Here is a 15,357-nt window from a genome sequence, read left to right on the forward strand (position 1 = left end):
TGCCCCTTGCGCCAGATCATGCCGGCAAGCGTTTGTGTTGTGCGCCGATGCAACGGGATCAGAAGAGGACCTCGACCCGGGCGGCAACCGCCTTGGCCTGTTCCACCGCTTCAGTGCAATCCTGGCCGCGGGCCAGGGCTACCCCGAGGCGACGGCGACCGGCGATCTCCGGTTTGCCGAACAGGCGCAACTGGGCACCCGGCACCAGAGCCAGCGCCTCACCGACACCCTGATAGCGGATGTCCTGGCTGTGGCCATCCCGCAGTACCACGGCGGAGGCGCTTGGCCCGAACGTGGTGATGGTGCCGATGGGCAACCCCAGGATGGCGCGCACGTGCAGGGCGAACTCGGAGAGATCCTGGGAGATCAGGGTCACCATGCCGGTGTCGTGGGGGCGGGGGGAGACTTCGCTGAACCACACCTCGTCACCCCTGATGAAGAGCTCGACCCCGAACAGACCGTAGCCGCCAAGGGCTTCGACCACCTTGGCCGCCACCTCCTTGGCGCGAGCCAGGGCCAGCTCGCTCATGGCCTGGGGCTGCCAGGATTCGCGGTAGTCGCCATCCTCCTGACGATGGCCGATGGGATCGCAGAAGTGGATGCCGTCCACGGCGCGCACCGTGAGCAGGGTGATCTCGTACTCGAAGGGCACGAAGCCTTCGACGATCACCTTGCCGCGACCGGCGCGGCCCCCCTCCTGGGCATAGGTCCAGCTCTCGTCCAGTTTGGCGAGATCGCGCAGCAGGCTCTGGCCCTTGCCGGACGAGCTCATCACAGGCTTCACCACACAGGGCAGGCCGATAGCCTCGACGGCGGCGACAAACTCCTCCTTGCTCTGGGCGAAGCGGTAGGTGGAGGTGGGCAGCCCCAGGGTTTCGGCGGCGAGGCGGCGGATCCCCTCCCGGTTCATGGTGAGCTGGGTGGCGCGGGCGTTCGGCACCACCCTGACCCCTTCCTGCTCCAGGGCAGCCAGGGTATCGGTGGCAATAGCTTCAATCTCGGGGATGATGAGGTCGGGTTGGATCTCGGCCACCAGGGCGCGCAGGGCGGCGCCGTCCAGCATGTCCAGCACGCGGGCCTGGTGCGCCACCTGCATGGCGGGGGCGCCTGCGTAGCGGTCGGCGGCGATCACCTCGATGCCGAGCCGTTGCAGTTCGATGGCGACTTCCTTGCCGAGTTCGCCGGAGCCCAGCAGCAGGGCGCGGGTGGCGCCGGGGCGGGTAGCGGTTCCAAACATGTTATCTCTCCTGAGGTCGAGGATCAGCGGGGCTGATCCGGGTGAGCAAAAAAAAGAGGCACGCATGGCGTACCTCAGGAAACGGGTTTGGTGGCGCGCTGCTCCAGATGGGTCAGCAGCGTGATGGCACCGATGATGATGGCGGCACCCAGCCACAATCGGCCGGGAGGCGCCCAGCCGAACACCAGCCAGCCGGCCAGCACGTTCATGGGCAGCTTGGCAAAGTCGAAGGGCTGCACGAAGGAGGCCTCCGCCACGCTGTAAGCGCGGGCGATGGACATCTGGGCCAGGGCCGATAGCACGCCGGAAGCGGCTACCAGCAGCCACTGCGCCTGGGTCGGCCACTGCCACTCCGGCAGCGCCAGCATGGCGTTGAACGGGGTGCTGAAGATGAGCAGGTAGACGACGATGGTATGGGACGATTCGCTCGCCGCCTGATAGCGCACCAGCAGGGAGTAGCCGGCCCAGAACAGGGCGGCGGCCACCGGCAACAAGGAGGCCCAGCTGAAGTCGTCGGTCCAGGGCGCCAGGATCAGCATAGCGCCGACAAACCCAGCCAGGGTCGCGAGAATGCGGGCCCGGCTCACCTGCTCCTTGAGTAGCAGGGCCGACCCCAGGGTGGCAAACAGCGGCGAGGTCATCAAGAGCGCGATCCCCTGCCAGATGGGGACGGGCACTGCCAGTGCCCAGAGCCAGAACTGGATGCCGACAACGGCCAGGGCGACCCGCAGCAGGTGCAGCCGCAGCTGGTTCGTCATCAGGGACTGGCGCAGGCCGTGGCGTACGAGCCAGGGCAGCAGGCAGATCAGGGCAATCAGGTACTGGTGGAAGGCGACCTGGGTCGAGGGGAGGCCGAGACTGAAGCTGACATACTGGCTCAGGCTGTTGACGGCGGCAAAGCAGAGGCCTGCCACCATCATCCAGACGGCGCCGGCAAAGGGGGAGTGCCTGCGGGAGGAGGTCATGGGATCCGGGTCACTTAAAAAAAGTGCGGCGGATCATAACGGCAATCGTTTGCCCTGCCAAGGGCGGAGCGCTCGGTGAGTATCATCGTTGGCCTTGGGATGCCTGAACATCAAAAATTTTGAACAACTTGAGCATCTATTTTCGCTATCAGGCTTGAATCTCAATCTTTATAGTGACCTCCATCGACAGCCTGGCTGTTCAATTGACAATCAAATGGAGTATCACCATGGCCAATATCCTCGTACTCAAGTCCAGCATCCTGGGCCAGTATTCCCAATCCAACGCCCTGATCGACGGCTATCTGGCCGATCGCCAGGGTGACACCATCAAGGTGCGCGATCTGGCGACCCTGAACCTGCCGGTACTGGACGGCGAGCTGGCCATGGGCCTGCGCGGCGGCGAGAACCTCAACGAGCGTCAGCTGGCCGTGCTGGCCCAGTCCGACGAGCTGGTTGCCGAGCTCAAGGCGAGCGACCTGGTGATCATCGCGGCCCCCATGTACAACTTCAACATCCCGACCCAGCTGAAGAACTGGATTGACCTGGTGGCCCGTGCCGGCGTGACCTTCCGTTACACCGAGACCGGCCCGGTGGGCCTGGTGGAGCATACCCGCGCCCTGGTGGTCAGCCCCCGTGGCGGCATGCACGTAGGCAACGCCACCGATCTGGTGACCCCCTACATGCGCACCGTGCTGGGCTTCATCGGCATCAAGGACGTGGACTTCATCTACGCCGAAGGCATGGGCATGGGTCCGGAGGCGCAAGCCAAGGGGATCGAGCAGGCCAAGGAGCAGCTGGAAAGCCTGGCTTACTGATGCCTTGACGGGGGAAACCCCGGTCAGCCTGAAACAACAACGCAGCCCTCGGGCTGCGTTGTTTTTTTGTCTGGATACTGAACGGGCTGATCACCAGAGGGCGAATCGTCAGTCCTGCAGGAAGTGGCGGCAACCGCTGCCGATCACCAGGCAGACCGCCACCAGGGAGCCCAGCAGCAGGGTCGTCAGCCACTGTTCGGCGCTGTCTGGCAATTGAGGGGAGAAGAGGCTGATCATCAGCAGGATGCTGAGGGTGATCAGGCTGGTCGAACGGGTCAGGCGCATCATGGGTCATCCTTGGCTGCTGGCGTGAACGGAAGGCTAACCGCGGTCTGTGACAGCAAGATGTATCCATACGCCTTACCGTGGGTTCGTTGACCGGGTAGCAATCACCATAGCATTTTTTGCCGCCGTGGCCAGCCTCATGGGTCGGGTTGTGATCCGGATCCCTATCTGAACTGCCTCTGATCAGGCTGGTAGTGGAAATCCCCGCTGGCGAGGCGGGCGATCAGGGCCTCCTTGTCGAGATCCTGGGCCCGGCAGAGATCGTCCAGATCCGTGTAGTGATCGCGCAGCTTCATGTTGACCAGGCTCAGCAGCATGTTGACGTCCATGGTGGCAAAGTTGTTCAGGTTCATGGCTGTTGCTCGCTATCCAGCAGGTGGAGTTGTTCGATGGCGTCGCTGACGCTTTGCAGGTGCACGCGGATGTTCTGGCGCGCCTCGGCCGGCAGGTAGTCGGTGAGGGTGTGTTGCCAGCTGCCCGCTTCGGTCTTGAGCTGCTGGAACAGGGTGAGCCCGGCCGGAGTGAAGGAGACCAGGCTGATGCGCTTGTCTTGCACGCTGTTCTCGGTGAACAGGATGCCTTTTTCCACCAGACGATGGATCTCGCGGGAGATCCGCACCTTGTCCATGCCGCTCGCCTCCACCAGCTCTTTCTGGCTGATGGGGTAGTGGGGGCCAAGCACCATCATCAGGCGCCATTGCGGCACGGTGAGTTGGTACCGCTGCTGATAAAACTGTTCAAAGGTATCGCGCACCATCTCAGCGGCGTGGACCAGCTGGTAAGGAGGGTAGTGCGCGAGCAGCTCTATGATTTTCGACATATGACATCCTGCTGTGGCGGCTGCATCGGGTGCAGTTTCTCTTGATACTTTGAACTTGATGATACGTAAGACAGGCACATTTGTCCGACCAGGCACCAGAAAAATGTGCGGTTGCGCACGTGTTGCATCATGGAAAAGAAAAATCGGGGTCTCAACTGGCCTGCTTGCCGACGGCGTGACGCAACCAGATCAGGGCATGATGGGTCAACCAGGCTTCGCGACTCTGCAAGGCATAGAGTGCGGCTTCGTCGCGGCTGCCCCCCTGCCAGTGGCGAGGCTCCTGCTTGGGCAATTTGCGCTGGCCCAGCAGGGCGGCGGGCACATGGGGGTTGGCGGCAAGGGCGACGGCCAGATGGGGGCGTGCGGCCTCTTCTCCCTCGCAGACGAAACTCATCAGCGCCCGGTTGTAGAGCAGCCAGCAGGAGGCTTCATCGAAGCGAATCAGGAGCTGTTGCAGGGCGTCCCACTCCCCCTGCCAGGCATAGAGGCTGGAGAGGGCATGGCGGCAACCCGGCTCGTCCGCGAGGCAGAGCGCGAGCAGGGCAAGGTACTCCTCCCTGGCCTGTGTCAGCTGTCCCAGGCGCAGCAGGCAGTCGGCCCGACCCGCTCTGGCCGCGATAAGGGGCCGCACTTCAGGGGCGCGCCAGCCGTAGCCGGCGTGGGCTTGCCAGAACGCCTCGTCGAACAGGGGGGTGGCATCGGCCACGATGCGCTCAAACCAGGGGAGACGGGCGAGGGGATCGCGGCAACTGGCTGCCTGCTCGAACCATTGCTGCCACTGGCGGGTCTGGTCGTTCTCGGGAAGCGCCGCCTCCTCGGGTTGGGCCTCGTAGTGATCCTGGCTCAGCAAGAGGTTCAGGGCCGTTTTCATCTGCTGGCGCTGGCGCTTGCAAAAATCGAGGAAGGGCAGCTCGCTGGCTGCGGCCTGGTGCAGCATCTGGGCCATGGGTCTGTCGCGAAACAGGCAGAGCTCCGCCACCAGGCTGAAGCGATGGCGGGTCGCCGGGTCGTTGAGATCCGTCGGGGTGGGCCAGCAGGCGACCCCCTGGCTGAAACCGTAGCTCCACTGGCCGAGGGGATGGCTCTGCTCGAACACCTGCTCCGGGGTCTCGCTGGAGAGGCGACACTGGCTCGGCAGCGCGAGCCGGGCGTCGTCAGCCTGGGCCTCCAGCTCGGCGATCAGGTGGTGCAGCGCCTCGGCACTCTTCTCGTCCAGCTCGGCGTCATGGGGCAGCAGGCCGGCCAATGGGGCCTGCCAGTCGGGGGCCGTCGGCCCCGTCAGACGGGCGCAGAGAAAGCCGTGCAGGGCCGGGTAACTCATGTCCTGCCCGCTGTGGGTCTGGATCCACTGATTGAGATGACGGGTACGAGTGGCTGGGTTCATCGACGCTTCCTCCGGATTTGACGGCCGCGAAGTCTACCTAAAAGTGGGGGTATTTGCAGCAAAGATGCGATTGAATGATGCTAATATCGCCAATCTGGTCGCCGGAGCGCGCGAAAATAGTCCACGCGGCGGGGCGCGGGGCTAGGTCCCGCCACCGCTCTGGGGTAACATGCGCGCCAGCATGAGAAACAAGCCCCGTCCTCTCCCATGGGATGGCGGCGAGGCACCTCTATTGACGGGCCGTGAGTGCAGGCCCACCCGGATATTGAAAGAAGAGATCACCATGTTACAGATTGGCAAGATGAACACCCTCACCGTCGTTGAGATCGAGGATCGCGGCGCCTGGCTGGCGGCTGGCGAAGAATACGGCGAGCTGCTGCTGCCCAAGCGCCAGCTGCCGGAAGGCGTCGTCGAAGGGGGCGAGGTGGCCGTCTTCCTCTATCTGGACGCCGATTGCGAGCCGGTGATCACCACCGACAAGCCCTTCGCCATGGTGGGTGACATCGTCGGCCTCAAGGTGGTCAACGCCAACAAGATCGGGGCCTTCCTCGACTGGGGCATGAAAAAGGATCTGTTCGTGCCAAGCCGCGAGCAGAACAAGCCGATGCAGGTGGGGCACACCTACCTGGTGTACCTGATGCTGGACAACGAAGGGCGCATGGTGGGCACCAGCCGCCTCGAGCGCTTCCTGCGCATCGATCCCCCCTTCAAGGCCGGGGACGAGGTGACGGCGTTGCCGGGCGAGCACACCCCTCTTGGCATCAAGGCCGTGGTCAACGGCCAGTACGCCGGCATGCTGTTCAGGAACGAGGTGTTTGGCCGCGTGATGACGGGGCGGCCGCTGACCGCCTGGGTCAAACAGGTACGCGAAGACGGCAAGCTGGATCTGGCCCTGCAAAAGCCGGGACTGGCCCGGATGGACGACGCGGGCGAGCGTATCCTGGTGCGCCTGCAAAAGCAGGGTGGGAGCCTGGCGGTGGGGGACAAGAGCGATCCCGAGCTCATCTACAAGATGTTCAACATGAGCAAGGGCACCTTCAAGAAGGCGATCGGCGGGCTCTACAAGCAGGGCAAGATCGTCATCGAGGAGCACAGCATCCGTCTCGTGGCAGAGCACACCGGGGAAGGCGAATAAGGTGCCGAGTCCCTGCATCGGCGATTGTCGGGCCAAGGACGGGCTCTGCCTCGGCTGCGGCCGCACCCTGACCGAGATCGGCCAGTGGTCTGCCATGGACAGCGAAGCCCAGCTCGCACGCATGGCCGAGCTCGATGGCTCGAAGAGCACCCATGTCTGCCCGGGGTGTGGCGAGCCGGCGTTCTGCGCCGTGTCGGCGGGGGAACCCATCGAGCGCTGCTGGTGCAGCCAGCTGCCTGCCCTGCCCATGAGCGAGGCGAGCGCCTGCTGGTGCCGGCGTTGTCTGGCCAAGGCAATCGCCGCCCGTCTCTGACGGGCTGGAACGACGGACACGAAAAAGGCGCCTGGGGCGCTTTTTTATGCCTGTTGCTGACGGTGCCAGCGCACGTGCACCTCGTGCTCGCTCTGATCCCGGGGCAACAGGAAGGTGGCGTAGATCACCTCGAACTCCTCCTGATGATCCAGCAGGCCGATCCAGACCTCGGCCCAACGTGCCATGTCGACCGGCACTCCGAGTTCGGTCGACCAGTCGGCATTGGGCAGGGTGGCCTCGACGGCCCCGCGTTGCTCGAACTCGAGGGTGATGTCGACGATTTGTTCGGGGGCCAGCATGTCGGCGGCCTGCTCCAGAAACTGATCATAGGCCCACTCGACCAGCTGATCCGGGCTACGTTGTTCCATGAAATCACTCCAGATACGTCCAGGTTCGCCACTTTAACAAGTATTGGGAGTGGCAGCCAGCCTGGGTCGGCACGGCGCACTGTCAAATGACGGGCTCAGGGGGTAAGGTTAACAGAGCCGCCGGCATGGGCGGCATGGCGAGGCGTGCGGGCAGTATGAAACGACGACAGCACAGGCGACGGATCACGCGGCGGCGGGAGACCTGGTGGTGGCACTATCTGCCGCTGCATCGGCAGACCGTCGGCGGGCATCTGGGCCCGCTGCCCGAGTCCGCCGACGTGCCTAGCCTGCCTCGTGGACCCGGGTCAGGGTGATCTGGCCAAGCTGGCTCATCTGGCGGCGGATCCAGGCAGAGCGCTGCTGCACATAGGGCGAGGGGGGCTTGACCCGGTAGCGCCAGGGGTTGGGCAGGGCGGCCGCCAGCAGGGAGGCCTCATAGCGGGTCAGACGGGCTGCCGGCTTGCCGAAGTAGTGCCGGGCGGCGGCCTCGGCCCCATAGATGCCGGGCCCGAACTCCACGATGTTCAGGTACACCTCGAGGATGCGGGACTTGTCCCAGCCCAGCTCCATCAGCAGGGTGAACCAGGCCTCGATCCCCTTGCGCAGGAAGCTGCGATCGCTCCACATGAAGAGGTTCTTGGCCGTCTGCTGGCTGAGGGTGCTGGCACCGCGCACCCGCTCACTGCGCTGATTGTGCCTGAGCGCCGAGCTGATGGCGTCCATGTCGAAGCCGTGGTGCTCGGCAAAGCGCTGATCCTCGGCGGCGATGACCGCCAGCTGCAGCTCGCGGGAGATCTGCTCGAGCGGTACCCAGTCGTGCTTCACCTCCGCCACCTTGGCGGGGGGAAACAGCGCCCGCTCCAGGCGCCAGGTCCATATGGGCGGATCGATGAAGCGCAGCGCCACCACGGAGAAAATGGTGCTGAGGAAGGCGGCCAGCAGCAGCTTGCCGAGCCAGCTCAGCAGACGACGCACCCGGGACGGCGGCACCTCGTCAGACTCCGGCTCCCAATCATAGTGGCGCGGATCATCGGGATCCGGAATTATTGGGGCAGCCATTCGATGTGGCAGAACTTCTCGTCGACACGGCGGGAGAGCAGCATGCGGGCGAACAGGTGCTCGTACTCTTCCTGCTCGTTGCCAAGGCCGACCCAGACCTCGATATACTCGGCATCGCTGACGTCAAAGCCGACGTCTGCCGCCCAGTCATCGGCGGGATCGGTTTCCGCCAGCAGGCCGCGGTCGTTGAACTCCTGATTGAAGCGGGCAATCTCCTGCTCCGGCAGGTTGTCGGAGGCCAGCTCCATGAAGAGTTCGAGGGCGGTGTCGAGCAGTTCCTCGACACTGTGCATTTCGTCGTTCAAAGACATAAGACCTGTGTTCCAGATAAAGGGGAGGGGCGCCGTCGGCAGACCCCGTGGTGCGCGGTATTCTAGCTGGCCGTGCCGCCCTTGGCGAGATGCCCTGGCACCAATAAAAAACCGGACCCTGGGACAGGATCCGGTCTTCATTGGGGGAAGGGGTCACGCATGGGGCGTCAGCTCATCCCTTCTTGTCGTCGGCGAAGGTGATGTTGAGCTCCAGTACCGACAGCTCGTCACTCTTCTTGTCGAGCTGGACCGTGATCTTGTCAGGGTCTATCTCCACATACTTGCGGATCACGTCGAGGATATCCTGCTTGAGCTGGGGCAGGTAATCCGGCCCCCCTCTGGATGAACGCTCGTGGGCGACGATGATCTGCAACCGCTCTTTGGCCAGTTGTGCGGTGCTCTGTTTCTTGTTGGAACGGAAATAATCCAATAATGACATGCTTAACTCCCGAACAGTCGGCTAAAGAAGCCCTTCTTCTCTTCTTCCAGAAAACGAAAATCCTTGGTGTCGCCCAGCAGACGCGCGACGGCGTCCTCGTAGGCCTGACCGGCATCGGACTCCTTGTCCAGGATGACCGGTTCCCCCGAGTTGGAGGCGCGCAGCACGGCCTGGGACTCCGGGATCACACCGAGCAGCTTGATGGCCAGGATCTCCTGCACGTCCTGCACGCTCAGCATGTCGCCGCGGTTGACGCGGGTTGGGCAGTAGCGGGTCAGCAGCAGGTGCTCCTTGATGGGGTCTTCTCCGCGCTCGGCACGGCGTGACTTGGAGGCCAGGATCCCGAGGATGCGGTCGGAGTCGCGTACGGAAGAGACTTCCGGGTTGGTGGTGACGATGGCCTCGTCGGCAAAGTAGAGCGCCATCAGGGCGCCAGACTCGATGCCGGCGGGGGAGTCGCAGACGATGTAGTCAAACTGCATCTCCGCCAGCTGATCCAGGATCTTCTCTACCCCTTCGCGAGTCAGGGCATCCTTGTCCCGGGTCTGGGAGGCGGGCAGGATGAACAGATTCTCGCAGCGCTTGTCCTTGATGAGGGCCTGGTTGAGGTTTGCTTCCCCGTTGATGACGTTGACGAAGTCATACACCACGCGGCGCTCGCAGCCCATGATGAGATCCAGATTTCTCAGGCCAATGTCAAAATCGATGACCACTGTCTTGTGGCCACGCTGGGCTAAACCGGTACTCAGGGCCGCGCTGGTTGTGGTCTTGCCAACGCCACCTTTGCCCGATGTAACGACTATGATTCGCGCCATTCTCGCTTCCTTGTAACTCTATTTGATTCGGTCTATACGAAGTTGTTCGTTGTCCAGCCGGATATGGACTGGCTCTTGGATAAGGCCTGCCGGCAATGCATCGCTGAGCTGGAAGGTGCCCGCGATGGAGAGCAGCTCGGCCTGCAATTGCTGGCAATAAATGCGGGCCCTGGGATTGCCCTTGGCCCCAGCGATGGCCCGGCCACGCAGGGCGCCATACACATGGATGCTGTCGTCGGCGATGACCTCGGCGCCCGGGCTCACCGAGCCCAGTACCACCAGGGAGGTGCCGGCGGCATAGATCTGCTGGCCGGAGCGCACCGGACCGACGTGGACCTTGCTGGCTTCCAGGGGGGCTGGAACGGGGGCGATCGGTGCTGCCACCACGGGTTCGGGGGCCGGTGCGGGCGTCACGGGTTCGGGATCGGCCTTGCGGCTCCTGCCCGATACCATGACGGCGAGCCCGGCCGCCTTGGCCGCCGTCTTCATTGCCTCGTCCCGTGTCCCCGTGATGCCGACCAGCACGAAGTCTTCCGACTCGACCAGCTCCCTGAGCTGCTGGAAATCGGGGATCTCGGTGAGGCGTTCCACATTGAGGACGAGGGGGGCACAATTAAAAAACTGGGGGGCCTGCGCGACCTTGGCCTCCAGCAGTTGTCTGATCCGGGCCAGATTGCCATCGCTGAGATGCAACACAGAAATAGTGAAGGTAGTCCCTTTCAATTCGTTATCGCGTTCAACCATGAATCTTCCCCGAACCGAGACGGCAATACGTTATTGTTATTCAATTCCCGATGTTATAGTTTGCCACCACCAGAGGCAATAAACCCGTCGGATTATATCAAGTTCCATGTTGTGTGCAGTCTATAAAAGTCGCAAAAAAGCCGAGACCTATCTCTTTATTGAAAGAAGAGAGGATTTTTCCCGCGTCCCCGAGGTGCTGATGAGTACCTTTGGGCGCCCCGAGCTGGTGCTGATGACCAAGCTGGATCCGGCCAAGCCCCTGGGGCTGGCCTCGACCGAGCGGGTGATGGCCGCCCTGAAGAGCCAGGGCTTCTATCTGCAGGTGCCGCCCCCGCCGGAGAACCTGCTGGAGCAGCACAAGGCGCAGTTGAAGGGCGCCCGCTGATGCCGGGCCGGTCGGCTCTGCTGTTGTTGGGAGTCCTGCTGGGGTCCCCCGTGCTGGCCGGCGTCGATTTCGACCACTATGTGGCGAGCCTCAGAGAAGAGGCTTTGGCGGCAGGCATCCCGTCTGCGACGGTGACGGCCGCCTTTGCTGATGTCCGGTTGGTGGAAGCGGCAATCAGGCACGACAAAAATCAGCCGGAATTCAAATTGACGCTGGACACATATATTCCACGCGCCGTTCCGGAATGGAAAGTCAAGCAGGCCAAAGCCTTATATCACCAGCATTTGCCGTTGCTCACAAAAATAGGGCGGGAATATGGGGTGCAGCCCCGTTTTATTGTCGCCTTGTGGGGAATAGAAACCAATTTCGGCAAAATCACCGGTCATTATCCCCTGATCTCTTCCCTGGCCACCCTGGCCTGGGAAGGACGGCGGGAAGCCTTCTTCAAGGATCAACTGTTCAATGCCCTTCGCATCCTGGCGCAGGGGCATGTGAGCCCTGCCGCCTTCCAGGGATCCTGGGCAGGGGCCATGGGGCAGGTCCAGTTCATGCCCTCGTCATTTCTCGCATACGCGGTGGATCAGGACGGGGACGGCAGGAAGGATCTCTGGGGCAATCTCGCGGATGTGTTTGGTTCGGCAGCCAATTATCTGCACAAGAATGGCTGGCGCGAGGATCAGACCTGGGGGCGGCGGGTGAGGGTACCGGACTCCCTTGACCCGGCGCTGATCGGGCTGGCTGTGCGCAAGTCGCTGCACGACTGGCAGGCCCTCGGGGTACGCCAGCAGGATGGCTCCCGGCTTCCCGAGGCCGACATGCAGGCCTCCCTTATCCGGCCGGACGATATTCACGGGCGCAGCTATCTCGCCTATGACAATTACCGGGTGCTGCGCCACTGGAATCGTTCCCCCTATTTCGTGGTGGCCGTCGGCACCCTGGCTGATCGCATCGTGGAATAGCCGCCTCTCGTAACCTCATCTGACTCATGCCTCCCGGCCACCCGCATCGGGCTGCAGCTCCTGTGTGTTTCTCCTTGTCTCTTTATTTCATGCAGGCTGAATCTGAGCTTTCCCGACAGGCCCGTGAAATAAAGATCAAAAAAAAAGCGGGAACATATCCCGCTTTTTTCATGTCAGTGCGATCCGGAGTTAGTCGCAGGCAACCTGCATCACCTTGATGGCCAGGCCACCGCGGGAGGTCTCGCGGTACTTGGAGTCCATGTCCTTGCCGGTGATGTACATGGTCTCGATCACCTTGTCCAGGGAGACGCGCGGCTTGGAGGTACGGCGCAGGGCCATGCGGGAGGCGTTGACCGCCTTCATGGCGGCGATGGCGTTGCGCTCGATGCAGGGCACCTGTACCTGGCCGGCGACCGGGTCGCAGGTCAGACCCAGGTTGTGCTCCATGCCGATCTCGGCGGCTTCGCAGACGTGCTCCGGGCTGCCGCCCATCAGTTCGGTCAGGCCGGCGGCGGCCATGGAGCAGGAGACACCCACTTCACCCTGGCAACCCACTTCGGCGCCGGAGATGGAGGCGTTCATCTTGTAGAGCATGCCGACGGCGGCAGCGGCCAGGTAGAAGCGGGTATATTCGTCGCGGCCCACCGGCTGGATGAACTTGTCGTAGTAAGCCAGCACGGCCGGGATGATACCGGCGGCACCGTTGGTCGGCGCGGTGACGACGCGGCCACCGGCGGCGTTCTCTTCACTGACCGCCAGGGCGAACATGTTGACCCAGTCCACGATGTTCATGGGATCGTTGGAGAGGTTCTCGTTGGTGGTCAGCTGGCGATAGAGGGGCGCGGCACGGCGCGGCACGCGCAGCGGACCGGAGAGTACGCCCTCGGTGCGGCAGCCGCGCTCGATCCCTTCACGCATGGTGGTCCAGATCTTGCCGAGCTTCTTGTAGATCTCTTCCGGGGTGTTGAAGCACTTCTCGTTCTCCATCATCAGGGCGGAGATGGAGAGGCCGCTCTGGCCGCAGTGGGCGAGCAGCTCGGCCGCGCTCTTGAACGGGAAGCTGACAGCCATGTCGCCGCTGTCGCCCTTGCCGAAGTTCTCTTCGTCAACGATGAAGCCACCGCCGATGGAGTAGTAGGTCTTGCTGTAGATGGCGTCGTCTTCGATGAAGGCGGTCAGCTTCATGCCATTCTCGTGCAGGGGCAGGGCCTCGTCATGGAAGACCATGGCGCCTTTCGGGAAGCTGACGGTATGGCAGTGCAGGCCGATGGGCAGGCGGCCGGTCTGCTCGACACGGGAGATGAATTCGGGGATGGCGTCGATATCGACATTTTCCGGCAGGTTGCCCGCCAGACCCATGATGATGGCGGTGTCGGTGTGGTGACCCTTGCCGGTCCAGGAGAGAGAGCCGTATACATCGACCTGGATCCGGGTGATGTCACGGATCTTGCCGCCAGCACGCAGTTCATCCACGAACTGTTTGGCTGCCTTCATGGGGCCGACAGTGTGGGAAGAGGAGGGGCCAACACCGATTTTGAAGATATCAAAAACGCTGATCATGTAACAATTACCTCAGGGTAGAAGGGGGCGCCATGCCCGCTTGCAGAAAGGGGATCCATGGGACTGTCTGTCATCACAAAGGCCAAGGAACCGAATAACCACAGTGTAACGGCTCAATACCTAAAAAAAGTTGAAACAGATCTATTTTTGTTGAATTCGTGGCGCGAGTATAAAATTTATTTTGATGGTTATCCATTTTGTTAAGCGCTGGGCAAACGTTTTGCCAAAAAATACCCGGCGAGGCCGGGTATGAGAGCGCCATATGTGGCTCGTTTACGTCACATTAACATTCGGTGATGTTGACGGCGAGGCCGCCACGGGCCGTCTCCTTGTACTTGGTCTTCATGTCGTTACCGGTCTCCCACATGGTCCTGATCACCTTGTCCAGCGACACCTTGTGCTCGCCGGTGCCCCGCAGGGCGAGGCGGGCGGCATTGATCGCCTTGACCGCCCCCATGGCGTTGCGCTCGATGCAGGGCACCTGCACCAGGCCGCCGATGGGATCGCAGGTCAGCCCCAGGTTGTGCTCCATGCCGATCTCGGCGGCATTCTCGACGATGGCGGGGCTGGCCCCCAGCAGCTCGGCCAGGGCGCCAGCCGCCATGGAGCAGGCAACGCCCACCTCGCCCTGACAGCCCACCTCGGCCCCCGAGAGGGAGGCATTCTTCTTGTAGAGGATGCCGATGGCGGCGGCGGTGAGGAAGTACTGCATCAGCAGCTCGTCATCCACCTTGCGCACGAAGCGATCGTAATAGTGCAGCACCGCGGGGATGATGCCGGCGGCGCCATTGGTGGGGGCCGTCACGACCCGGCCACCGGCGGCGTTCTCCTCGTTGACGGCCAGGGCAAACAGGTCGACCCACTCCATCACCATGAGAGGATCCTTGTTGAAGCTGGTCTCGCCACAGAGCTGACGGTAGAGGGCGGGGGCGCGCCGCTTCACCTTGAGGCCGCCGGGCAGCACCCCCTCGCTCTTGCAGCCGCGCTCGACACAGCCCTGCATCGCCTGCCAGATCTTGCGCAGGCCCGCCTTGATCTCCGCCTCGCTGCGAAACACCTTCTCGTTGGCCAGCATCAGCCCCGAAATGGAGAGGCCGCTCTCCTGACACTGTTCAAGCAGCTCGGCGCCGCTCTCGAACGGGTAGGGGATGGGGTGGGCGGCATCGAAGCGGGCTGCCTCTTCCCGGGCGTTGGCGAAGTGGCTCTCCTCGATGATGAAACCGCCCCCGATGGAGTAGTAGGTCTGCTCGAAGATCAGGGTGTCACCCTCGAAGGCACGCAGGGTCATGCCGTTGGAGTGGGCGGGCAGGGTCTTGCGCCGGTTGAAGATGATGGCGCCGATGCGGGGGAAGGCGCTGGGCTGTTCGCCCCCGAGGTGCAGGTTCTGGCTCTTTTCCACCTGTTCGAGGAAGGCGGGGATGGCCTCGATGTCCACGGATTCGGGTTCAAACCCGGCCAGCCCCAGGATGATGGCCTTGCCGGTGCCGTGTCCCTTGCCGGTCTGGCCCAGGGATCCGTAGCACTCGACCACGACGCGGTCGGTGCGGGTCAGGAGTGCGTGCTGCTTGAGGGTGTGGACGAAGGCGCAGGCAGCCCGCATCGGTCCCACGGTATGGGAGGAGGAGGGACCTATCCCGATGGAAAACAGGTCGAAGACACTGATCATGACGTACTCCAGTTATGGATTTCGTCTAAACATTGTAAATTTTTTGTAGTCGATGAAAAGAGGATAAGTAGTGGCGTGTGATGACGGTGGGGAAATG

19 protein-coding genes are annotated in these 15,357 nt (G+C 62.7%); 5 read left to right on the forward strand and 14 right to left on the reverse strand.

Annotation, left to right across the window (positions count from 1 at the left end; translation table 11 throughout):
• Nucleotides 1–58: 58 nt before the first annotated feature.
• Both purT and BN1136_RS04780 read right to left on the reverse strand, forming a co-directional pair.
• Nucleotides 59–1,237 carry a formate-dependent phosphoribosylglycinamide formyltransferase gene (gene purT / locus BN1136_RS04775; protein WP_043760757.1) on the reverse strand — a complete coding sequence of 393 codons (1,179 nt, stop codon included), beginning with the start codon at nt 1,235–1,237 and terminating at the stop codon, nt 59–61.
• Between the two features lie 74 nt (nt 1,238–1,311).
• The gene (locus BN1136_RS04780; RefSeq protein WP_043760754.1) at nt 1,312–2,202 is read right to left on the reverse strand and encodes a DMT family transporter; all 891 of its coding nucleotides are present in this window, start codon (nt 2,200–2,202) and stop codon (nt 1,312–1,314) included.
• Between the two features lie 227 nt (nt 2,203–2,429).
• Here BN1136_RS04780 and BN1136_RS04785 point away from each other — a divergent pair, with 227 nt between their 5' ends.
• Nucleotides 2,430–3,017 carry an FMN-dependent NADH-azoreductase gene (locus tag BN1136_RS04785; RefSeq protein WP_043760752.1) on the forward strand — a complete coding sequence of 196 codons (588 nt, stop codon included), beginning with the start codon at nt 2,430–2,432 and terminating at the stop codon, nt 3,015–3,017.
• A gap of 108 nt (nt 3,018–3,125) precedes the next feature.
• Here BN1136_RS04785 and BN1136_RS04790 read toward each other — a convergent pair whose 3' ends face one another.
• From BN1136_RS04790 to BN1136_RS04805, 4 genes are all read right to left on the reverse strand, one after another.
• Nucleotides 3,126–3,305 carry a hypothetical protein gene (locus BN1136_RS04790; RefSeq protein ID WP_043760749.1) on the reverse strand — a complete coding sequence of 60 codons (180 nt, stop codon included), beginning with the start codon at nt 3,303–3,305 and terminating at the stop codon, nt 3,126–3,128.
• Nucleotides 3,306–3,466: 161 nt separating this feature from the next.
• Nucleotides 3,467–3,655, reverse strand: coding sequence for a DUF4250 domain-containing protein (locus tag BN1136_RS04795; protein WP_043760745.1), 189 nt, complete (start codon nt 3,653–3,655; stop codon nt 3,467–3,469).
• Nucleotides 3,652–4,122: a MarR family winged helix-turn-helix transcriptional regulator gene (locus tag BN1136_RS04800; RefSeq protein ID WP_043760742.1), complete on the reverse strand. Its 471-nt coding sequence runs from the start codon at nt 4,120–4,122 to the stop codon at nt 3,652–3,654. The genes BN1136_RS04795 and BN1136_RS04800 overlap by 4 nt, the downstream gene beginning before the upstream one ends.
• A gap of 151 nt (nt 4,123–4,273) precedes the next feature.
• The gene (locus BN1136_RS04805) at nt 4,274–5,506 is read right to left on the reverse strand and encodes a UPF0149 family protein (RefSeq protein WP_043760739.1); all 1,233 of its coding nucleotides are present in this window, start codon (nt 5,504–5,506) and stop codon (nt 4,274–4,276) included.
• Between the two features lie 265 nt (nt 5,507–5,771).
• Here BN1136_RS04805 and BN1136_RS04810 point away from each other — a divergent pair, with 265 nt between their 5' ends.
• Together BN1136_RS04810 and BN1136_RS04815 are read left to right on the forward strand one after the other, a co-directional pair.
• Complete coding sequence (locus BN1136_RS04810) at nt 5,772–6,641, forward strand: CvfB family protein (protein ID WP_043760738.1); 870 nt, start codon at nt 5,772–5,774, stop codon at nt 6,639–6,641.
• 1 nt (nt 6,642) lies between these two features.
• Nucleotides 6,643–6,954, forward strand: coding sequence for a DUF1289 domain-containing protein (locus BN1136_RS04815; protein ID WP_043760735.1), 312 nt, complete (start codon nt 6,643–6,645; stop codon nt 6,952–6,954).
• Between the two features lie 44 nt (nt 6,955–6,998).
• On the opposite strand, the gene BN1136_RS04820 is transcribed toward BN1136_RS04815, so the two are convergent.
• From BN1136_RS04820 to minC, 6 genes are all read right to left on the reverse strand, one after another.
• Nucleotides 6,999–7,322, reverse strand: coding sequence for an HI1450 family dsDNA-mimic protein (locus tag BN1136_RS04820; protein WP_043760733.1), 324 nt, complete (start codon nt 7,320–7,322; stop codon nt 6,999–7,001).
• Between the two features lie 282 nt (nt 7,323–7,604).
• Nucleotides 7,605–8,381, reverse strand: a complete 777-nt coding sequence (gene mtgA / locus BN1136_RS04825) for a monofunctional biosynthetic peptidoglycan transglycosylase (protein ID WP_043760729.1) — start codon at nt 8,379–8,381, stop codon at nt 7,605–7,607.
• Nucleotides 8,366–8,692 (reverse strand): HI1450 family dsDNA-mimic protein, encoded by a 327-nt coding sequence (locus BN1136_RS04830; RefSeq protein WP_043760726.1) that lies wholly within the window; start codon nt 8,690–8,692, stop codon nt 8,366–8,368. The genes mtgA and BN1136_RS04830 overlap by 16 nt, the downstream gene beginning before the upstream one ends.
• Before the next feature lie 172 nt (nt 8,693–8,864).
• A complete protein-coding gene (minE, locus tag BN1136_RS04835) occupies nt 8,865–9,131 on the reverse strand; it encodes a cell division topological specificity factor MinE (RefSeq protein WP_005301252.1) in 267 nt (88 codons plus the stop codon).
• 2 nt (nt 9,132–9,133) lie between these two features.
• On the reverse strand, nt 9,134–9,946 hold the full coding sequence (gene minD, locus BN1136_RS04840; protein WP_010674647.1) for a septum site-determining protein MinD: 813 nt from the start codon (nt 9,944–9,946) through the stop codon (nt 9,134–9,136).
• Between the two features lie 18 nt (nt 9,947–9,964).
• Nucleotides 9,965–10,690, reverse strand: coding sequence for a septum site-determining protein MinC (gene minC, locus BN1136_RS04845; RefSeq protein WP_043760723.1), 726 nt, complete (start codon nt 10,688–10,690; stop codon nt 9,965–9,967).
• Between the two features lie 106 nt (nt 10,691–10,796).
• Here minC and BN1136_RS04850 point away from each other — a divergent pair, with 106 nt between their 5' ends.
• Complete coding sequence (locus BN1136_RS04850; RefSeq protein ID WP_029314494.1) at nt 10,797–11,075, forward strand: YcgL domain-containing protein; 279 nt, start codon at nt 10,797–10,799, stop codon at nt 11,073–11,075.
• Entirely contained in the window at nt 11,075–12,034 is a 960-nt protein-coding gene (locus tag BN1136_RS04855) for a lytic murein transglycosylase (protein ID WP_043760719.1), read from the forward strand. Before BN1136_RS04850 ends, BN1136_RS04855 begins: the two co-directional genes overlap by 1 nt.
• A 189-nt stretch (nt 12,035–12,223) precedes the next feature.
• Here the strand turns inward: BN1136_RS04855 and BN1136_RS04860 are convergent, their stop codons facing one another.
• Together BN1136_RS04860 and BN1136_RS04865 are read right to left on the reverse strand one after the other, a co-directional pair.
• A complete protein-coding gene (locus tag BN1136_RS04860) occupies nt 12,224–13,594 on the reverse strand; it encodes an L-serine ammonia-lyase (RefSeq protein ID WP_043760717.1) in 1,371 nt (456 codons plus the stop codon).
• Between the two features lie 283 nt (nt 13,595–13,877).
• Nucleotides 13,878–15,260 carry an L-serine ammonia-lyase gene (locus BN1136_RS04865; RefSeq protein ID WP_043760714.1) on the reverse strand — a complete coding sequence of 461 codons (1,383 nt, stop codon included), beginning with the start codon at nt 15,258–15,260 and terminating at the stop codon, nt 13,878–13,880.
• Nucleotides 15,261–15,357 lie beyond the last annotated feature (97 nt).

The sequence above is a fragment of the Aeromonas taiwanensis genome, assembly GCF_000820165.1.
Lineage (GTDB): Bacteria > Pseudomonadota > Gammaproteobacteria > Enterobacterales > Aeromonadaceae > Aeromonas > Aeromonas taiwanensis.